Raw genomic sequence first — 16,317 nt, 5'->3', positions numbered from 1 at the left:
GTGCTTTGACTCATCTAATTGCATAGCTTACTTCGCTTTTTTAATAAACTTTAATGTCATCCGGTCACTTTCACCGATATCAAGATATTTTTGTTTATCTTCATCACCCATTGCAAGGCGTGGTGGTAATGTCCACACGCCTTTAGGATAATCTTTGGTATCTTTGGTATTAGCATTCACTTCCGAACTTGCTAGCAATTCAAAACCTGATTTCCTAGCTAATTCGACCATTTGATTTTGCTCCATATAGCCACTTTCTGCAGCCATACCGACATTCGCTCTATGCTCAACTACACCAAAAGTACCACCATCTTTTAGTACTGCATAAGCCGCATTAAATACGCCTTCTAATTGCCCTTTCATTGCCCAGTTATGTAGGTTTCTGAAGGTCAATACATGATCGGCTGAATTGTCTTTACCCAAGTTAAATTTTTCAGGTGGGCTTAACGTCACAAACTGTACATTACCAACAGATGCTTTATTGTCTGCCACCCATTTTTCAAACTTTACACCTGCTGATTTATAATACTCTGTTTGACGGTTGTCCTCGGCAGGCTTAGTTTCAAAGTTTGCCGCAACATATTGACCATTTTTAGCCAAATAGGGGGCGAGGATCTCTGCATACCAACCGCCACCAGGCCAAAGCTCAATCACAGTTTGATCTGCTTTAATGTCAAAAAAAGCTAACGTTTCTGCAGGATGACGCGCGCTGTCTCTTAATTTATTCGACTCGGTTCTAAAATCACTTGTTACGGCTGCCGCTAATGCGTCATTAACTTTAATTTCTTCAGCTTGTACAGAAGTAACCATTGCGGTTGAATACATTCCCACTGTTGCGAAGCTAACCGCTAGCGCGAGTGCTATTTTATGTTTCATTTAACATTCCTTTTTATTGAATCAACTTTTTTGCCAACTAAGCCATAACATACCACAACTCACCACTAACCAAATAACAACCCAAATCCAAGCTGGGATCCAAGTCATTTGCGCCAGTGCTACAGCATCTCCCTGGCCTGCCAAACCAAATAACACCATGGGACTCGCCATAGCATTTAGGATTATCATCAAGCCTAATATACGCAGCAAACTATTTAAAGGGCGACTATTTTTTAATTTAAGTGGTAACAAAATAAGTCCAGTTAAACACAATAAAATGGCAATAGTGAGTAAGTCTCTTGCCCACAACACAATCGACCCTAAAAGAGTAATAGCCAATAATGACAAGGTAAATCGAATACCATCACGCCAAGTGGCTAACAGAAAGATCAGATAGCCCCACAAAGCAGCGCCTAAATAACCTGCAAATGCTATGAATATCGCATTGCCTCCTTGGCTATAACAAAGCCCAGCCCCATTAGGGAACAGCGCAATAGAGCTGACGACGCCCCCTGACATTATGGTTGCTAAGCCATGGGACAATTCATGAAAATAACTTTCAAACCATTTAAAAGGCACGCTAATAAAAGGCAGCCGTGTTAATAAAAAAGCCACTATCAGTTCCAGTACAAACCGGCCACGACTAGGAATGCCAGATGATGAAGCTAATATGCTATTACGATTTAGAGGGGCCATTAATATTTATGATTATTTATAGAATAATTGAGGTTAGTAAATCAGAATTGTCTTACAGAGGGAATGCTTATTAAGCATTAAGATACCAAGTCGTTGTTATAAAGCACTTAAAGAAATAGAAAAAGAATCAAACTGCTTAACACTGGTTGATGAATTAAGCGTAAAGATCAACCCCGACCATCTGTTGAATTTCATCTCGCTTCGCAGCATGCTGAGTCATCAGATACACATCAATTGCACCACGATTAGGCTGTTTATCACGATCGTATTCGACTTGATTTTGTTGGCTGTCGGACACAATAATGGTTGCGCTGTCAAAAAGCTGCGTGTTGCCTTTAAACTCAAATAAGCCCGACTTCTCAACCGTTTGTTCTCTTTCTTGCTGACTTAATGAAGACGCTTCTACATCAACTTTGATATCATTGGTTGAAGGTTGACCTGGAAGAATATTATTTTTAACGGTTTGATTTGAATTGATTGAGTTAATATCAGTTATTGATTCTAGCGGACGATTACCCGCAACCGCCTGACTCAAAGACGTTTTAATGCCTTGTTGAGTGGCTGTTTGATGAACCGATGACTGATTTATCTGCATTCTTGCTAATCTCGAGAATATTTTTATCTGCTGTACAAATCACTACAGTATTATTTAACTTTGTAAGCTTAAATCAATTAAGCTTACAAAGCACCAACGTTAATAACTTAAATATAACTTAGCCAGACGCTCATTACGCATTACAGCAAATCGATTGGATCCTAATCAGTTTAGCAAAGTTATCACTTTATGCTATTGTCGTGATCTGCTCAGTTTAAATACATGAAGAAAATATGGCTTTAACATGACACTAATTAAGTTAATCATCTTTATGACTTTCGCTACTGTCTTATTCGTTTGCTGCCATTTAAATAACTTAGGAGAATTTTTTAAAGAGTTACTCTCTACCCGGTAGCTTCTTCCAAGTCACTTTATCACGAATGTACACTGGGGCAAGCTCATCTACACTGGTATGCAACTTTTGACTCACGCCATATTCAGCCAAAGTGATCATTGCTTTAGCATCAGGGTATTTAAGATCTTCATATAATTGAATATTATCAGCCAACTCAAGTAACGCTGGATACGCATCAAACCCTGTACCACAAGCAATAATAGCTTTATTACCATCTAAGAGCAGCTCAACCTCTTGCGGCGCGCAAACTTGCTCAATGCCAACCAAAATAGCAATACCCTCTTTGGCAATAAATTGACCAACATACACTTCATTCATACGTGCATCAATGGTACAAAATACTTGCTCCGCCTCATGAAGCGTTATCGCCATTTGGGCCATAGCGGCTAATGTTGAAATACCAATAACAGGTAAATCGGTTCCCAAGGCTAAACCTTGGGTCATGCTGGTACAAATGCGAATACCAGTAAAACTACCCGGCCACGACCATAAGCAATAACATCAACATCAACTAGCTTTACTTGAGCTTCTTTAAGTAATTCATCTACCATTGGCAGTATACGTTGACTGTGTTCACGCGGTGCATCAACTGTGCGGGAATAAACCTTACCATCAATAGTCAGCGCAGCAGAGCATGACTCGGTGCAGGTATCAAGCGCAAGAACACGCAGTGGAGTGTGAAATGTCATGTTTACAACCAATCTGGAACAAAATTAGGTTGCTATGATAACTTATGGAATTTGTTTTAAAAAGTGTAACGCACTATCTAAATCACGTGTACGGTGCATTGGTGGCAAAGAATTAATAAAAGCTTGCCCATAAGGTCGGTTTACAATGCGGTTATCGCATAAAATCAACACCCCACGGTCTTTCTCATCACGGATCAATCGGCCAACACCCTGTTTTAATGCAATCACAGCTTGCGGCAACGAAATCGTTACAAAAGGGTCAAGCCCTTGTCTTTCTACACTGGCAGCCCTTGCGCGGTATAAAGTATCATCTGGAGAAACGAATGGTAGCTTATCAATAATCACACAGCTGAGTAATTTCCCCCTGACATCGACTCCTTCCCAAAAACTGCCCGTACCGAGTAACACAGCATTGCCTAATTGACGAAATTTATTCAGTAAACTTTGCTTACTGGCGTGCCCTTGTACCAGTAAAGGGTAACTAACTTGGCTGCGCAATAATCCAGCAACTTGCTCTAGCATGCTATGACTAGTGAATAAGATAAACGTGCGCCCCTGCGCTGCATTAATTGCTTTTACACAAACCTCAACCAATTGTTTAGCACTATTTTGCGTTTGCCCTACTTTCCCTAAATGCCTAGGCACACAGAACATCGCCTGATTTGGATAATCAAATGGACTGTCTAAAATAATTTGAGTTGCTTTATGTAAACCTAATTCTTTTGCAAAATGATTTAACTGGCGGTTAACTTGCAGTGTTGCCGAGGTAAAAATCCAACTTATTTTAGGGTCAAACAACAGCTCACATTGCTTAGCCACATTAATAGGTGAAGCGCGAAGTGTGATAAATCGTGGTCCATATTCAACACTGTAAGCCGCTTGGGGGTCTTGGCATTCAAAAAATATTTTTAACCTATCATTTAAATCATGGAGCTGCTCAAAAGCATTATCTAAATCATCGTCACGACCTAAGTGATGCATAAGTAATTCACTTAACTCGGTTAATGATTGATGTAATGCCCAAGCACTAACAATGAGTGCTTTAGTCGATAATACCTGGCGCCAATCGGTTTTACCGCTATCAAACATCTCATTATGCCACTGAGCTAGTTGCATTATTGAGCGATTAGCAAAGTGTTCAATCTGAATGCTGTCGCGAATTTTAAGCTTATGAATCATCACCAAACTGTTTAACAGTTTATCAATTTCGCGACTACTGACGTGACTACCAAAATAACTAATACAAATATCGGGAATTAAATGAGCCTCATCAAAAATAACAACATCAGGATCAGGCAGAAGCTCTGCAAAGCCGGTGTCTTTGAGCAATCTATCAGCAAAAAATAAATGATGATTCACCACCACCAGTTTAGCGTCCATGGCTTTCACTCGTGCTTTACGGGTAAAACACACGTCATAAAAATCACATTTTTTTCCGGTACAACTTTCTTTTGTACTGACAACGCTGGGGATAATGGGAGAATTTTCAGAGACTGACGTTAAATTACCTATATCACCATCTTTACTCAGTACTGCCCACTGGTTAATTTTGAGTAAATCATCTAAAGCCTGCTCACTATATTGACTTGCATACTGCATTTGTTTATCTAAACGCAATTGGCACAAATAGTTACTACGTCCCTTAAGTAATGCAATTCTTGGTTGAATATCCAACATGGTTAATAATGCAGGTAAATCTTTTAAAAATAATTGTTCTTGTAGATTTTTACTGCCCGTGCTCACCACCACTTGTTTGCCGCTTAATAATGCCGGAATAAGATAGGCAAAAGTTTTACCGACACCAGTCCCTGCCTCTAAAATTAAATTTATTTTTTTTACGATAGCTTCACTTACCGCTAGGGCCATATCGGTTTGAGTTTGACGACTACGATATTGATGTACGTGACGTGACAATGCGCCACCTTCACTAAATTCTGCGGCCACCATGGTGGTTAAACTCGCTAGCTTGGAGGGAGTTTGACAAGTATTAGATTTCACGGGTTTATTAAGCTACTCATAGGTGATTTAAGTTTAATGCATCAACTTTAATGAATAAAACTAGATAACTAAGCCAAAAATAGACTTTATCGGGAGTAAAACTATCATTTAAATGACTGAGTGCCTATTGCTACTCAATTATGTTTAGCAATCGACGAGCTATTATGCTGATAAAAGATGATTAATCAAACCGAATTAATTTAGGTTGAACATATACACCATTCTGAGTTTACTTTAGCTGATGTCTTATGATGGTTAAGGAAAGCCGCTAATGACGTTTTACGCTAAATTTAACACGTCAATAGTTGGCCTACGGCACGTGAATGTAACGCTGTTAGCAACCTCAAAAGCTATTTGGTAAGCGTCTATTATCCCAAACTGAGATTAGCTCGCAAAATGGCATAAAAAAAGGAACCCTAAGGTTCCTTTTTCAAAGCCGATTAACTAATTACTTAGTTAAAGCTTCTTTTGCTTTTTCAACTAAAATTGTAAATACAACTTTATCGAATACAGCGATGTCAGCCAAAATCTTACGATCGATTTCGATAGACGCCTTTTTCAAACCGTTAATGAAACGGCTGTAAGACAGGCCATTTTGACGAGAAGCCGCATTGATACGCGCAATCCATAATTGACGGAATTGACGTTTCTTTTGACGACGGTCACGGTAAGCATATTGACCAGCTTTAGTTACTGCTTGAACAGCAACACGGAAAGTACGGCTACGAGCGCCATAATAACCTTTAGCTAGTTTAAGTACTTTTTTGTGACGAGCACGAGCGGTTACACCACGCTTAACTCTAGGCATTGTTCATTGCTCCTTTAATTAAGCGTATGGTAGTTGACGTGCAATTGCTGGCACATCAGACTTGGCTACTAAACATTTTGCACGTAAGTGACGTTTACGCTTAGTGCTCTTCTTGGTCAAAATATGACGTAAGTGTGCTTGTTTGCGCTTGAAACCATTAGCGGTTTTTCTGAAGCGCTTTTGTACACCCTTGTCTGTTTTCATTTTAGGCATTTCTAAAACTCCGCATTGGGATATTTAATAAACGTAAGGCGAGCAAAAGCCTCAAGAGACTTTTGCTACTTTTAGGTTGCCCTACTATTTCTTTTTAGGTGCTAGCACCATAATTGCTTGTCTACCTTCCATTTTCGGGAAAGATTCAACAACCGCATATTCTTCCAAATCAGCCTTGATACGGTTCAAAAGATCCATACCTAGGTTTTGGTGTGCCATTTCGCGACCACGGAAACGCAGCGTAATTTTCGCTTTGTCCCCATCTTCTAGAAAACGAATCAGGTTGCGTAGTTTTACCTGATAGTCGTTTATATCAGTTCCAGGACGGAATTTTATTTCCTTAACCTGGACCTGCTTCTGCTTCTTCTTTTGTTCCTTTTGCGCTTTCGCTTTATCAAAAAGGAACTTACCGTAGTCCATTATGCGACAAACTGGAGGCTCAGCGTTTGGACTGATTTCAACAAGGTCTACCCCTGCTTCATCCGCGACGCTTTGAGCTTCTTTAATGCTAACGATACCAATGGGCTCACCTTCTAGATCCGATAAACGGACTTCAGGAACACCGGTGATTTCATCATTGATTCTATTAGGCGCTGGTTGTCGCCCTGCTGTTCTTTTGATCTTTATGACCTATTCCTCCAACAATTTTAGACTACGGAGCGAAATCTGTTGATGTATCATGGTAGCAAAATCTTCGATTTTAAGCTTACCTAAATCGATACCATCACGGGTACGCACCGCAACTTCCTTATTCTCCATTTCTTGATCACCTACGACCAACAAATAAGGCACACGTCTTAAGGTGTGTTCGCGTATTTTAAAGCCTATCTTCTCATTCCTCAAGTCAAAAGATGCACGAATGCCCTGTTTTTTGAAGTTTTTTACAATTTCTTCAGCATATTCAGACTGTTTGTCGGTAATATTCATTACTACAACTTGCATAGGTGCAAGCCATGTTGGGAATTTACCAGCATACTCTTCAATCAAGATACCGATGAAACGTTCTAATGAGCCAAGAATGGCACGATGTATCATTACTGGTGTTTGGCGACTATTGTCTTCTGCAACATACGTTGCGCCCAAACGAGTTGGTAATGCATAATCTAATTGTACAGTACCACACTGCCAAGCGCGATCTAAACAATCATGTAATGTGAATTCAATCTTAGGACCGTAGAAAGCACCTTCGCCTGGTAATATCTCATATTTGATATTATTAGCTTTAAGCGCTTGCTTTAATGCCTCTTCAGCACGGTCCCACATATCATCATCACCAATACGTTTTTCTGGACGCGTTGATAGCTTAACAACAATGTTTTCAAAACCAAATGTGCCATATGTGTCATATACCATTTGAATACATGCACTCACTTCTGTTTGCACTTGATCGTCAGTACAGAAAACATGGGCATCATCTTGGGTAAAACCACGCACACGCATTAAACCATGTAATGAACCTGATGGTTCATTACGATGACAACAGCCAAACTCAGCCATACGCAATGGCAAGTCACGGTATGACTTTAAGCCTTGATTAAAGATTTGCACGTGACCAGGACAGTTCATTGGCTTAATGGCATATTCACGACTTTCGCTACTTGTGGTAAACATGGCTTCTGAGTATTTATCCCAGTGACCAGAACGTTCCCATAAGACGCGATCCATCATTAACGGGCCTTTCACTTCTTGATAAGTGTATTGACCTAGCTTTTGACGGATGAATTTTTCAAGTTCTAAAAATATGCTCCAACCATCGTTGTGCCAAAACACCATACCAGGTGCTTCTTCTTGCATATGATAAAGATCTAACTGCTTACCAATTTTACGATGGTCACGTTTAGCCGCTTCTTCTAAGCGTGTAAGGTGCGTTTTAAGGGCTTTTTTATCTGCCCAAGCCGTACCATAAACGCGTTGTAACATCTTGTTATCAGAGTTGCCACGCCAATACGCACCCGCAACACTCATTAACTTAAAGTTTTGACAAAAACGCATGTTAGGGACGTGTGGACCACGACACATGTCGATATATTCTTCATGGTCATATAAAGCAGGCGTTGCATCTTTACTGATATTTTCATCTAAGATGGCAATTTTGTATTCTTCACCGCGCGCGCTGAATGCATCACGGGCTTCTTGCCAAGACACTACACGTTTTACTACGTCATAGTTTGTTTTAGCCAGATCTAGCATGCGCTTTTCTAACGCATCTATATCGTCCTGGGTAAGCTTGTGCTCTAAATCGATGTCATAGTAAAAACCATTATCGATAACTGGACCAATGGCCATTTTAGTTTGAGGCCAAAGCTGCTTAATAGCATGACCTAATAAATGCGCACAAGAATGACGAAGGATTTCAACACCCTCTTCATCTTTAGCCGTGATGATAGATAAATCCGCATCGGTAAAAATTAAATCGCAAGCATCTTTTAGTTCACCGTTCACACGGCCAGCAATACAGGCTTTTGCTAAGCCTGGGCCGATGTCTGCAGCAACATCAAGGGTAGATACGGGATTAGCAAACTCACGTTTGCTGCCATCAGGCAATGTAATAACAGGCATGAAAATTCCTTGTCCAGTGGTGACCCACACGTAGGGCCACTTGGTAAATAGTGAATAAAAGTTGTGAAAACATTTTTGAAATAAAGACAGTACAAGAGTCTTAGTTACCCAAAAACGTAGTATTCAATTGTATGTGACATCATAGTGACGGATCAACCTTTAACCACTGTCATTATTACCTAGATAGAATAAATTCGTCTCTTAGATTAGATGCGGAATCGCCAAAGTAGGACTATATTTAATGTAGGACTATATTTAATAAAGCTCAGAAAATAACTTAAACTCCATCTCAGGTGCACAAGATATGAAATTATTGTCGCGCTCAATAAGCTGCCCACATTGTGGTCATCATCAACATTTAACCATTGATGCCAGTTCAGGCGATCAAGAATATTATGATGATTGCCGTATCTGCTGTAATCCTATCCATATAAAAATGCATTTAGATGACAGCAGGCGAACCATTCAATTATTTATTGGTTCAGATGATGAACAAATTTACTAGGGCCCGCTCTTTACTGGTTGAATTTTGTTCGAGTTAACAACGTTTTAATTAAGGCGAATGGATTGATGCCTGGTCATCTAAGCAACTCTTTATTCACTAAGATGCATTCAACAAAGAGTAAAACGTTTGTAGTCGACCCCTTCGGGCAGCGTTTATTGGTCATTTTTATTGCGTTATCGACTTTTTATGTAGAATAACGACACCACAAAGTCTCTGCCTTGTACAAATGGCCAACAATTCGCTGCAAAAACAACCTTGAAAAAGGCCCTAATATCTAGCTAAATTATCGTCTGATAACTAATCAACACGCTTTTTGGCTAAAATACGCTCAACCGTATCGACAATAACTTGAGTTTGACTATCAATTTCAATATTCATTTTATCGCCTACTTGGTATGTTTTAATATTGGTGAGTCTCAGTGTCTCTGGGATAAAGTGCAATTTAAAACCGCGCGCTGTCAGTTGCCCTACTGTTAAACTACAGCCATTGACAGCGACAAAACCTTTATAAAATACATAATCTTTCCACTTAGTATCTAAAGCCAACTCAATATCATAATGTTCAGCAGTATCACTGACCGATATCACTTCCGCTTGGGTATGAATGTGACCAGAAAGAATATGCCCGCCAATTTCACTGCCAAAGGTTAACGAACGCTCAATATTAACTTGGTCACCTTGCTGGACTCTATCTAAGTTAGTTAGTCCTAATGATTCTTCCATTACATCGAAATAAACCTTATCATTCGCTATCTTAGTTACTGTTAAGCAAACGCCATTGGTTGCAACACTGGCACCTGTTTGTAATCCTGTTAGCAATTCAGGTTTAAACGCAATTTCAAAACGTTTCAATCCAGCTTGCTGTTGAACCGATACCACTTCACACGTGGCTTGTACAATTCCTGTAAACATAAAATAACTCTCGTTTAATAATAGGCTCAAATATGAATAACACCGGCTTTCAAGCCAAGCGCTTAATACAACTCGCTTTACCGATATTAATCGCTCAAGTAACTCAAACTATGATGGGTTTTATTGATACTGTCATGGCTGGACGAGTTAGCGCTGTCGATATGGCGGCTGTTGCCGTCGGCACAAGTTTATGGTTACCGGCGATTTTATTTGTTCAAGGCCTATTGATGGCCTTCACACCAGTATTTTCACAACATCACGGCGCAGATAATCAAAAGGTGATCCCTAATTTACTGTTTCAAGCTGGTTATATTGCCATAATTGGTGCTTTGGGTGTGATGTTATTTTTAGCCTCTTCGAGCTATATTTTAGATTTAATGGATTTAGAACCACAGTTACATAGCTTAACTGTCGGTTATATTGATGGCATCCTTTGGGGCGCACCTGCATTTGCTTTATATCAAGTACTTCGAGGTTGCAGCGAAGGCATATCTTACACTTTACCTACTATGGTGATTGGATTTGTTGGCTTAGCGGTCAATATTCCTGCAAATTACATCTTTATTTATGGTGAATTTGGGGTGCCAGCCATGGGCGGCGCTGGGTGTGGGGTGGCAACCGCGATGGTCTTCTGGGCAATGTTGATTGCTATGACCATATATATGCTAATTGATAAGAAATTTATTGATATTGCTCCCTTTAAGCAATTTTACGCCCCTAAGTGGACCACGATTAAATCGATGAGCAAACTGGGATTTCCTATTGCAATGGCACTATTCTTTGAGGTCAGTCTATTTGCGGTTATTGCATTATTTCTAGCACCAATGGGAGCAAATGTCGTAGCAAGCCATCAAATTGCGTTAAATTTTTCATCTATTGTGTTCATGCTGCCCTTATCCATTGGTATCGCGGCATCCATTCGCATTGGGTATTATCTTGGCCGAGAAAGGACCGATATAGCGCAATTAGTCACTTACGTTGGCTTAGGTTTATCCTTCTCTCTGGCTATGTTAACCGCTATTTCAACCGTAGTATTTAGACATGAAATAGCACTACTATATAATGATAACCCAGAGGTTGTCGCATTAGCGGGTAGCCTGATGCTAATGGCTGCTTTATATCAAATATCAGATTCTATTCAGGTTGTCGCCGCAGGGGCATTACGTGGTTATAAAGACACTCGTAGCGCGTTCTATATTACCTTATTTTCATATTGGTTTATCGGCATGACATTAGGGTATGTATTGGCATATACCGACTATATTGTTCCCGCTATGGGCGCACATGGATTCTGGATAGGACTCATAGCAGGGCTCACAGCAGCAGCGGTTTTATTTGGTTGGAGATTGATCTACATTCAGCGCAAAGGCATTATTTTTGTTGAACTAGATTAAATAAAATATTGATTAGTCTAGATTTGAAACTAGGCCGCTCATTCAACATGTTTGCGTGAGCGGCGTAAATAGCTTATCAACATACAACAATTAGTGGCGCAAGAAATACGGTATTATAACTAACACAATACCGACTATAACTAAGCTAGCCACACTGGCAACAAAATACGGAAACACCATTAAGACCATACCAATGCATAACGGAACAATAGCTTGTTGGCGTTTGCCATAAATAAAATACCCCATCCCAATCGCACCAAATAATACGCTCCACATGATCATTGTTGTACTGTCCATCTTATTATCCTGGTTGTCTTACTTTGGAGTATATGCCCACCGACAGGCTTTGATCGCTTAATTATCAACATAAAGGTCATGTGTGGCCATAGCGTATCACTTTGAATGTGCTACCAAGGTTTTCAGCGTTAATCTGAACCCGCAACCTATTTCTAACCTATGCCAAACTATCAGAATGTCACCTTTAAACTTTCTATTTCTCATATCGAGAATCGTATATTGTTACAAAAATTATCAGCAATTTTATATGCTTTTTTCTCTATTTCACGCTTATTTTAGTGCAATTAATTCAGTTACTCTATTTAGCTATAATTCCATTCAAATAACAGATGTCACTGATGAATCACAACCAAAATGATTTCAGCACGAATCTTTTTCCGTAAACCTAAATTCATAATCCATGTTAAACAAAACAATAATAATCATTTAATAACAATCAATTACAAATAAACTCAATAAAGATCTATCAAAAGATGGCATAAATTACTGTGTTCTAAATCAAATAAAAACTTGATAGTTAGTGCTCTAATCATTAGGATTGATGTTAATTGAACGTTCAATCAATGATTGTTTACGTTATAAATAGGAAATTATTAATGCCAAGACCTGTTATGAAAAGTGTTCGACAACAACAGTTAATTGAAGCCACATTAATGTCAGTTGAACGTTTTGGATTACAAAAAACTACCATTAATACCATTAGTGGTATAGCTGGAATGTCATCAGGCATTATTAGTCACTATTTTGGTGGTAAACAAGGTTTGATCGAAGCAACTCAAAAATTTTTACTTGAGCAGTTAAAGCAAGCATTACTGGCAAGAACATCAGGTAAAACATTAACTCCAATGGCCAGATTATTGATGATAGTTGAAGCCAATTTTACTGATTTACAACGCTCAAACGCCGCGGCAAAAACATGGTTAAGCTTTTGGTCTCAAGCAATGCACGATCCAGGACTGGCAAGACTTCAACACATCAATAGCCAACGCCTATATAGCAACCTGCTTTTTTCGTTTAAACAATTATTGCCAAACATGGCAGCCATTAATGCAGCAAAGCAAACCGCTGCAATTATTGACGGTTTTTGGTTACGCAGCGCGCTAAGTCACACCCCTACAGAAGATTTTAACCAAGCCCAAATTTTATCTAAAGCCTTTATCGAGGCTGTGATCGTGCAACACGGAGAAATTGAATGTCAGCGTTAATCACCTATCAAAATTATGTTCACGGTAAGTATATTGCAAATGGCAGTGGCGAAACCTTCCAGGTTATCAACCCTGCAACTGGAGATGTCAGCTATTTAGTTGAAGTCGCAACCGAATCTGTGCAGAAAGCCGCAATAGAGAGTGCCAAAGCAGGTTTTGCTGTTTGGTCAGCGATGATGCCGATAGAACGTAGCCGTATTTTGCTTAAAGCCGTCGCCCTACTACGTGAACACAATGATGAGCTAGCAATGGGTGAAGTACTCGATACAGGTAAACCATGGCAAGAAGCCTCGGTTGTTGATGTGGTAACTGGCGCTGACTCAATAGAATTCTTTGCTGGACTTGCGCCAAGTATTGAAGGTAATCAACAACCTGTTGGTGCTGACTTCTATTATACTCGCCGTGAACCATTAGGTATTTGTGCCGGTATTGGCGCATGGAACTACCCGTTACAAATTGCGTGTTGGAAAGCCGCTCCGGCTTTGGCTTGCGGCAATGTAATGATTTTTAAACCATCAGAAGAAACCCCTCGAGGCGCAATGCGTTTGGCGGAGATATTCACTCAAGCCGGTGTGCCAGATGGCGTGTTTAACGTGGTACAAGGTGACGGTAGCGTTGGCGTATGGTTAACCACCAATGAAGATATCGCTAAAGTGTCATTTACTGGTGAAGTCGGTACAGGTAAAAAAGTCATGGCCGCTGCTGCGGGTTCACTAAAAGAAGTGACCATGGAGCTAGGCGGAAAGTCGCCATTGATTATCTTTAACGATGCCGATGTCGAAAATGCGGTATCAGCCGCGATGTTAGCTAATTTCTATACTCAAGGTGAAGTGTGTACCAACGGTACTCGCGTATTTGTGCAGCAAGATATTTATCCGCGCTTTATCCAACGTTTAAAACAACGTACTGAGCAAAACATCGTTTGTGGCGATCCAATGCACCCTGATACCAATTTTGGTGCATTGATTTCACGCGATCATCAACAAAAAGTACTCGACTACATTGAAATCGGTAAAAAAGAAGGTGCCACCTTATTAACAGGCGGAACAGCATTAACGCCTGACAATGCACCTAATGGTTTCTTTGTGGCGCCGACGGTATTTACAGATTGCACTGATGAGATGACGATTTCAAAAGAAGAAATATTCGGCCCTGTGATGTCAGTCTTTACCTTTACTGATGAAGATGAAGTCGTTAAGCGTGCCAATAGTACTCACCTAGGCTTAGCCGCGGGTGTATTTACCCAAGACATTACCCGTGCACATCGGGTTATTCATCAAATGCAAGCCGGTATTTGTTGGATAAATGCTTATGGTGCCTCTCCTGCAGAAATGCCGGTAGGTGGTTACAAGATGTCTGGTATTGGTCGTGAGAATGGCTCTGAAACATTAAAAGCCTATACTCAAATTAAAGCTGTTTACGTTGGTATGCAGTCACTTGAAAGCCCATTTTAGGAGTGACCCAATTAATGTCTACGCAAATGTCTCATCAATACGATTATATTATTGTTGGTGCCGGTAGCGCAGGTTGTGTATTAGCCAACCGCTTAACGGAAAATCCAGACAATAAAGTCCTGATACTTGAAACGGGTGGAAGCGACAAGAGTATTTTTATCCAAATGCCGACAGCCCTTTCAATCCCGATGAATACTAAAAAGTATGCATGGCAGTTTGAAACCCAGGCCGAACCACATTTGGATAATCGCCGTATGCATTGTCCGCGTGGCAAAGTGTTAGGCGGTTCATCATCAATCAATGGCATGGTCTACGTACGTGGTCATGCACGTGATTTTGATGAATGGCAGCAAGAAGGTGCAAAAGACTGGGATTATGCTCACTGTCTACCTTATTTTAAAAAAGCTGAAACATGGTCTTTTGGCGGTAATGATTATCGTGGTGACCAAGGTCCATTAGCGGTTAATAACGGTAATGAAATGAAAAATCCGTTATATCAAGCTTTTGTTGATGCGGGTGTCGATGCCGGTTATCTAGCGACGAGTGATTACAATGCCAGTCAGCAAGAAGGCTTTGGCCCAATGCACATGACAGTTAAAAACGGCGTACGCTGGTCAACGGCAAATGCCTACCTTCGCCCTGCAATGAAACGCCCGAATTTAACTGTGGTCACTCATGCGCTTGTGCATAAAGTGATTATGCAAGGCAAAACGGCTGTTGGCGTTCGTTACGAACGTAAAGGCGAGTTAATTGATGTTAACTGCAATAAAGAAGTGATTTTATCTGCGGGTTCAATTGGTTCACCACACATTTTACAACTGTCAGGTATTGGCGATGCTAAAACACTTGCTGATGCTGGTATCGAACAAGTACATCAATTACCTGGTGTAGGTCAAAATCTGCAAGACCACTTAGAGTTTTACTTTCAATTTAAGTGCTTAAAGCCGATTTCGCTTAATGGCAAAATTGATCCATTAAACAAATTGTTTATTGGCGCGCGCTGGATTTTAAATAAGTCAGGTTTGGGCGCAACTAACCATTTTGAATCGTGTGGTTTTATCCGCTCAAAAGCGGGCTTAGAGTGGCCTGATTTACAGTACCACTTCTTACCTGCTGCCATGCGTTACGACGGTAAAGAAGCGTTTGCTGGCCATGGTTTCCAAGTACATATTGGCCACAATAAACCTAAAAGCCGTGGCGCGGTAACAGTTGTATCAAATGATGCCAAGATTGCTCCACAAATTCAGTTCAATTATTTATCGCATCAAGATGATATTGAAGGCTTTAGAGCGTGTGTTCGTTTAACCCGTGAAATTATTAATCAACCAGGTTTAGATGAATATCGGGGTGAAGAAATTCAACCAGGCCTTGCGATACAAACCGATGAAGAAATTGACCGTTTTGTAAGACGCTCAGTCGAAAGCGCCTATCACCCTTCTTGCTCATGCAAAATGGGCGAAGATGAAATGGCAGTTGTTGACTCTGAAACAAAAGTTCGCGGTCTTAAAGGTTTACGAGTCGTTGATTCGTCAATTTTTCCGACCATTCCCAACGGCAACTTGAACTCTCCGACTATTATGGTCGCCGAGCGCGCAGCCGATCTAATTTTAGGTAATACGCCGCTTGCGCCAAGTTTGGCAACGGTGACAGTTGCCGAACAATGGCAAACATCGCAACGTCTTCAGGCACCTAAGCGACAAATTAATTAATATCTATTCGTTTATGCGTATTGCTGAATACGCATAAACAACAGGTTGATGG

15 protein-coding genes and 1 pseudogene are annotated in these 16,317 nt (G+C 40.3%); 5 read left to right on the top strand and 11 right to left on the bottom strand.

What is annotated here, in order from left to right:
* Positions 1–27: 27 nt before the first annotated feature.
* The 9 genes and pseudogenes from L0B17_RS10380 to thrS form a co-directional block, all read right to left on the bottom strand.
* On the bottom strand, positions 28–810 hold the full coding sequence (locus tag L0B17_RS10380; RefSeq protein WP_235089746.1) for a class I SAM-dependent methyltransferase: 783 nt from the start codon (positions 808–810) through the stop codon (positions 28–30).
* A gap of 87 nt (positions 811–897) precedes the next feature.
* Positions 898–1,572, bottom strand: coding sequence for a M50 family metallopeptidase (locus L0B17_RS10375; RefSeq protein WP_235084611.1), 675 nt, complete (start codon positions 1,570–1,572; stop codon positions 898–900).
* 154 nt (positions 1,573–1,726) lie between these two features.
* Complete coding sequence (locus L0B17_RS10370; protein ID WP_235084608.1) at positions 1,727–2,167, bottom strand: hypothetical protein; 441 nt, start codon at positions 2,165–2,167, stop codon at positions 1,727–1,729.
* Between the two features lie 337 nt (positions 2,168–2,504).
* Positions 2,505–3,211 (bottom strand): annotated as a pseudogene (gene tsaB, locus L0B17_RS10365) (tRNA (adenosine(37)-N6)-threonylcarbamoyltransferase complex dimerization subunit type 1 TsaB).
* A 42-nt stretch (positions 3,212–3,253) separates the two neighbouring features.
* Positions 3,254–5,158, bottom strand: a complete 1,905-nt coding sequence (locus L0B17_RS10360; RefSeq protein ID WP_235089744.1) for an ATP-dependent DNA helicase — start codon at positions 5,156–5,158, stop codon at positions 3,254–3,256.
* Positions 5,159–5,657: 499 nt separating this feature from the next.
* On the bottom strand, positions 5,658–6,017 hold the full coding sequence (gene rplT, locus L0B17_RS10355) for a 50S ribosomal protein L20 (protein ID WP_226415616.1): 360 nt from the start codon (positions 6,015–6,017) through the stop codon (positions 5,658–5,660).
* 18 nt (positions 6,018–6,035) lie between these two features.
* Positions 6,036–6,230, bottom strand: a complete 195-nt coding sequence (rpmI, locus tag L0B17_RS10350) for a 50S ribosomal protein L35 (protein WP_055023949.1) — start codon at positions 6,228–6,230, stop codon at positions 6,036–6,038.
* 84 nt (positions 6,231–6,314) lie between these two features.
* Complete coding sequence (gene infC / locus L0B17_RS10345) at positions 6,315–6,857, bottom strand: translation initiation factor IF-3 (protein ID WP_268834041.1); 543 nt, start codon at positions 6,855–6,857, stop codon at positions 6,315–6,317.
* A gap of 3 nt (positions 6,858–6,860) precedes the next feature.
* A complete protein-coding gene (gene thrS, locus L0B17_RS10340; protein WP_235084607.1) occupies positions 6,861–8,789 on the bottom strand; it encodes a threonine--tRNA ligase in 1,929 nt (642 codons plus the stop codon).
* A 304-nt stretch (positions 8,790–9,093) separates the two neighbouring features.
* On the opposite strand from thrS, the gene L0B17_RS10335 reads away from it, so the two are divergent.
* Complete coding sequence (locus L0B17_RS10335) at positions 9,094–9,294, top strand: CPXCG motif-containing cysteine-rich protein (RefSeq protein ID WP_235084606.1); 201 nt, start codon at positions 9,094–9,096, stop codon at positions 9,292–9,294.
* Between the two features lie 297 nt (positions 9,295–9,591).
* Here L0B17_RS10335 and L0B17_RS10325 read toward each other — a convergent pair whose 3' ends face one another.
* Positions 9,592–10,206 carry a riboflavin synthase subunit alpha gene (locus L0B17_RS10325; protein ID WP_235084604.1) on the bottom strand — a complete coding sequence of 205 codons (615 nt, stop codon included), beginning with the start codon at positions 10,204–10,206 and terminating at the stop codon, positions 9,592–9,594.
* A 32-nt stretch (positions 10,207–10,238) separates the two neighbouring features.
* Here L0B17_RS10325 and L0B17_RS10320 point away from each other — a divergent pair, with 32 nt between their 5' ends.
* Positions 10,239–11,600, top strand: coding sequence for an MATE family efflux transporter (locus L0B17_RS10320; RefSeq protein ID WP_235084602.1), 1,362 nt, complete (start codon positions 10,239–10,241; stop codon positions 11,598–11,600).
* A gap of 90 nt (positions 11,601–11,690) precedes the next feature.
* Here the strand turns inward: L0B17_RS10320 and L0B17_RS10315 are convergent, their stop codons facing one another.
* On the bottom strand, positions 11,691–11,897 hold the full coding sequence (locus L0B17_RS10315; protein ID WP_235084601.1) for a hypothetical protein: 207 nt from the start codon (positions 11,895–11,897) through the stop codon (positions 11,691–11,693).
* A gap of 596 nt (positions 11,898–12,493) precedes the next feature.
* Here L0B17_RS10315 and betI point away from each other — a divergent pair.
* From betI to betA, 3 genes are read left to right on the top strand one after another with little or no spacing between them, the layout of a single operon-like run.
* Complete coding sequence (gene betI / locus L0B17_RS10310; RefSeq protein WP_235084599.1) at positions 12,494–13,102, top strand: transcriptional regulator BetI; 609 nt, start codon at positions 12,494–12,496, stop codon at positions 13,100–13,102.
* Positions 13,090–14,556 (top strand): betaine-aldehyde dehydrogenase, encoded by a 1,467-nt coding sequence (betB, locus tag L0B17_RS10305; RefSeq protein WP_235084597.1) that lies wholly within the window; start codon positions 13,090–13,092, stop codon positions 14,554–14,556. The genes betI and betB overlap by 13 nt, the downstream gene beginning before the upstream one ends.
* A gap of 26 nt (positions 14,557–14,582) precedes the next feature.
* Positions 14,583–16,265: a choline dehydrogenase gene (gene betA, locus L0B17_RS10300; protein WP_443019947.1), complete on the top strand. Its 1,683-nt coding sequence runs from the start codon at positions 14,583–14,585 to the stop codon at positions 16,263–16,265.
* Positions 16,266–16,317: the final 52 nt, after the last annotated feature.

Origin of the sequence: Shewanella sp. OMA3-2 (assembly GCF_021513195.1) — a bacterium.
Classification (GTDB): Bacteria; Pseudomonadota; Gammaproteobacteria; order Enterobacterales; family Shewanellaceae; genus Shewanella.
The sequence above is the reverse complement of the archived record's forward strand: the minus strand, read 5'-3'. Positions and strand labels throughout refer to the sequence as shown.

Bases quoted from the DNA above. Each gene is read 5' to 3' on its own strand.
- L0B17_RS10380 (WP_235089746.1), bottom strand. From the start codon at position 810: ATGGTTACTTCTGTACAAGCTGAAGAAATTAAAGTTAATGACGCATTA.
- L0B17_RS10375 (WP_235084611.1), bottom strand. From the start codon at position 1,572: ATGGCCCCTCTAAATCGTAATAGCATATTAGCTTCATCATCTGGCATT.
- L0B17_RS10370 (WP_235084608.1), bottom strand. From the start codon at position 2,167: ATGCAGATAAATCAGTCATCGGTTCATCAAACAGCCACTCAACAAGGC.
- L0B17_RS10360 (WP_235089744.1), bottom strand. From the start codon at position 5,158: ATGGTGGCCGCAGAATTTAGTGAAGGTGGCGCATTGTCACGTCACGTA.
- rplT (WP_226415616.1), bottom strand. From the start codon at position 6,017: ATGCCTAGAGTTAAGCGTGGTGTAACCGCTCGTGCTCGTCACAAAAAA.
- rpmI (WP_055023949.1), bottom strand. From the start codon at position 6,230: ATGCCTAAAATGAAAACAGACAAGGGTGTACAAAAGCGCTTCAGAAAA.
- thrS (WP_235084607.1), bottom strand. From the start codon at position 8,789: ATGCCTGTTATTACATTGCCTGATGGCAGCAAACGTGAGTTTGCTAAT.
- L0B17_RS10335 (WP_235084606.1), top strand. From the start codon at position 9,094: ATGAAATTATTGTCGCGCTCAATAAGCTGCCCACATTGTGGTCATCAT.
- L0B17_RS10325 (WP_235084604.1), bottom strand. From the start codon at position 10,206: ATGTTTACAGGAATTGTACAAGCCACGTGTGAAGTGGTATCGGTTCAA.
- L0B17_RS10320 (WP_235084602.1), top strand. From the start codon at position 10,239: ATGAATAACACCGGCTTTCAAGCCAAGCGCTTAATACAACTCGCTTTA.
- L0B17_RS10315 (WP_235084601.1), bottom strand. From the start codon at position 11,897: ATGGACAGTACAACAATGATCATGTGGAGCGTATTATTTGGTGCGATT.
- betI (WP_235084599.1), top strand. From the start codon at position 12,494: ATGCCAAGACCTGTTATGAAAAGTGTTCGACAACAACAGTTAATTGAA.
- betB (WP_235084597.1), top strand. From the start codon at position 13,090: ATGTCAGCGTTAATCACCTATCAAAATTATGTTCACGGTAAGTATATT.
- betA (WP_443019947.1), top strand. From the start codon at position 14,583: ATGTCTCATCAATACGATTATATTATTGTTGGTGCCGGTAGCGCAGGT.